Source organism: Actinosynnema sp. (assembly GCF_052038725.1).
Genome location: NZ_JBQGCX010001064.1, coordinates 1 through 2,980, shown reverse-complemented (window position 1 = coordinate 2,980; position 2,980 = coordinate 1). Strand labels below are relative to the sequence as shown.

General features: G+C 70.5%; 1 protein-coding gene and 1 pseudogene. Both read right to left on the bottom strand.

Annotated features, from left to right (window positions below; all coding sequences use genetic code 11):
• Positions 1 to 223: 223 nt before the first annotated feature.
• On the bottom strand, positions 224 to 1,261 hold the full coding sequence (locus ACTUAL_RS22425) for a 3-isopropylmalate dehydrogenase (protein WP_096496673.1): 1,038 nt from the start codon (positions 1,259 to 1,261) through the stop codon (positions 224 to 226).
• A gap of 282 nt (positions 1,262 to 1,543) precedes the next feature.
• A pseudogene (locus tag ACTUAL_RS22420) lies at positions 1,544 to 2,980 on the bottom strand (peptidase S8); the annotation flags it as partial.

Sequence of the window (2,980 nt, the reverse complement as noted above, 5' to 3'; positions counted from 1 at the left end):
CGGCGCGACGACGGGCAGGCCGTTTTCCCCGCGCCCCCACCGCCCACCGGGATGCGCCATTTCCCGGCGCGGAACGATCCCGCCCCCGGACACCGGAAAGGGCCACCGAAAGCGCTCGGTGGCCCTTTCCGGCCTTCTGCCCCGGCCGCGGGACGCGGCCCCGGTGCCTGCGCTCTGCTGTCAGCGCTCTGCTGTCAGCGCGCCGGTAACCAGCGCTCCGGTGTCAGCCGGTGCGCACGTTGGACGACACCAGCGCGGCGAGCCGGTCGCCGATCGCGTAGGTCGCGCCCGGCGACGCGTGGTCGCGGGTGGCCAGGTCGAACGCCACCGACGCCTCGATGCGGCGGGCCGCCTCGTGCTCGCCGAGGTGGTCGAGCATGAGCGCCACGGACAGCACCGCGGCGGTCGGGTCGGCCACGCCCTGGCCCGCGATGTCCGGCGCGCTGCCGTGCACCGGCTCGAACATGCTCGGGTTGCGCCTGGTCACGTCCAGGTTGCCGGACGCGGCCAGCCCGATGCCGCCGGTCACCGCCGCCGCCAGGTCGGTGAGGATGTCGCCGAACAGGTTGTCGGTGACGATCACGTCGTAGCGGCCGGGGTCGGTGACCAGGTGGATCGTCGCGGCGTCCACGTGCTGGTAGGCGACGGTGACGTCGGGGTGCTGGAGCGAGACCTCCTCGACCACCCTGGACCACAGGGAGCCCGCGTGGGTGAGGACGTTCGTCTTGTGCACCAGGGTCAGGTGCTTGCGGGGGCGGTTCGCGGCGCGCGCGAAGGCGTCCCGGACGACCCGCTCGACGCCGAACGAGGTGTTGATGGACACCTCGGTGGCGATCTCGTGCGGGGTGTCCTTGCGCAGCAGGCCGCCGTTGCCCGCGTACAGGCCCTCGGTGCCCTCGCGGACGACCACCATGTCGATCTCCGGCGGGTCCGCGATGGGGCTGCGGACGCCGGGGTACAACCGCGCCGGGCGCAGGTTGACGTGGTGGTCGAGCTCGAACCGGAGGCGCAGCAGCAGGCCGCGCTCCAGGATGCCGCTGGGCACCGACGGGTCGCCGACGGCGCCGAGCAGGATCGCGTCGTGCTGGCGCAGCTCCCCCAGCACGGACTCCGGCAACAACTCACCTGTGGCGTGCCAGCGCGCCGCACCGAGGTCGTAACGGGTGATCTCGGCCGCCGGAACGACCTCACCCAGCACCTTCAGTGCCTCGGCGACGACCTCGGGCCCGATCCCGTCCCCCGGGATCACTGCGAGCCGCATTAACACACCTCCCAGGTATCAGTCCCAATTCACGGGACTAGTTTTCATTGCGAAAGGCTACCGGCCCGATGCGTCCGCACCGCACCTGGAACACGCCGTTGGGGGTAACTCTCCCGGACTGCGGGACACCCGAACGGTTCAACACCCCCGTTCAGATGTCACCCGAAGGACGTAAAACGGCTCTGGCCGGTCGGGGGAGAGTCCCCCCGACCGGCCAGAGCACCCCTGTCTGAATCGTGCCGACCAGCGCTTACCGTGTCAGCAGGCGCTCCTCGGAGCGGATCAGACCGCCGGGCGGTCGCTGCCGCCCTTGACCTTCACGACGTCGACCCGGTCCCCGGACGCGTTGTGGTGGTTGACCACCATCAGGCTGTCCGACGCCGTGCCGGGCTCGCGGTTGACCACGAGCGCCGTACCGGGCTTGGCCTGGTACGACAGCGCCGCGTCCCCGCCGCCCTGCACCCAGAGGCCGGGCTTGAGGGCGTCGAACGACAGCGCGCCGTCGATCGAGTCGATGCGGTCGTCGGACGCGCCGGGCGCGAGGTAGAACCCAGTGCTGTTGACGGTGTAGGTGATCTTCGCGGTGTCCCCGGACGGGTCGATGCCCAGCGCGGAGAGCAGCACCGGCAGCACCACCACGTTGGTGTCGAACACGTTCGTGTCAACATCACCGAACTGGGCGTTGACCGGCTGGATGTCGACGGTCTCCCCGGTGGCCAGGTCCACGGTGACCGCGACCAGCAGGTCGGTGTCGGTGAGCTTGGTCGTGTAGGTCTCGAAGTCCGGGGTGCCGTCGCCGTTCACGTCGACGTCGATGTAGAAGATGGTGTTCGACCCGAGGTTGTACCAGTTGTCCCAGGTCGAGACGCCGAACGCGAGCAGCGCCTCCTCGGGGTTGCCCTGGAGCTTGGCCAGCGGGGCGGTCGACGTGACGCCGACGTGCCGCAGGTCCGCGCCCTTGGCGGTCTGGTTGAGCGTGCAGCCCGAGGTGACGTTGCGCTTGCACTCCGGGAGCCTGGGCGAGGTCGCCTGGAGCTCCAGGACGCTCACCAGCGAGCGGAAGCCCTTCTGGTCGACGCCCCGGCCGGTCAGGTTCAGCACGGTCTGGGTGGCGTTCTTGCCCAGCTTCACGCTGCCCGGCACCGAGATGTCCGAGGCGGGCTTGGGCGCGGAGTACACCGGCACCCGCAGCGGCACGGTCGCGCCGCTCTTGGGCGAGAGCACCACGCGGCCCGACGCGTCGGCCAGGAACTGGCGCGGCACGTCCAGGTGCAGCGGCTCGACCGTCGGGTCGACGGTCTTGGCCAGCGCCTTCGGGTCGTCGATCCTGAGGGTGACCTTGACCCTGGCGATGCCGCGCGGGCTGAGCCTCACGGTCTGCTCGGACAGCTCGTAGCGCACGCCGGGGATGCTGGTGACGGCCTCGTAGCCCACCGAGTACTCGACAGCCCTCGGGGACTTGTTGACCACCTTGATGGTCTTGGTCAGCGCGGTCTTGCCGGTGACCTCGACCGGACCGAACGACGCGGACACCGCGCCGGGGTCGTCCTGCACGTAGGCCAGGACCTGGTTGTCCAGGGCGGCCTTGGCGTCGATGCGGCCCGCGCCGACCCGGTTGGGGGCGAAGGTCTTGCCGTTCTCCTTGACGTCCGAGCCCGCAGAGTTCATGACCGCGGCCTTGACCTCCTCGGTGGTCCAGTCCGGGTGGGCCTGGCGGAC

Bases quoted from the DNA above. Each gene is read 5' to 3' on its own strand.
- ACTUAL_RS22425 (WP_096496673.1), bottom strand. From the start codon at position 1,261: ATGCGGCTCGCAGTGATCCCGGGGGACGGGATCGGGCCCGAGGTCGTC.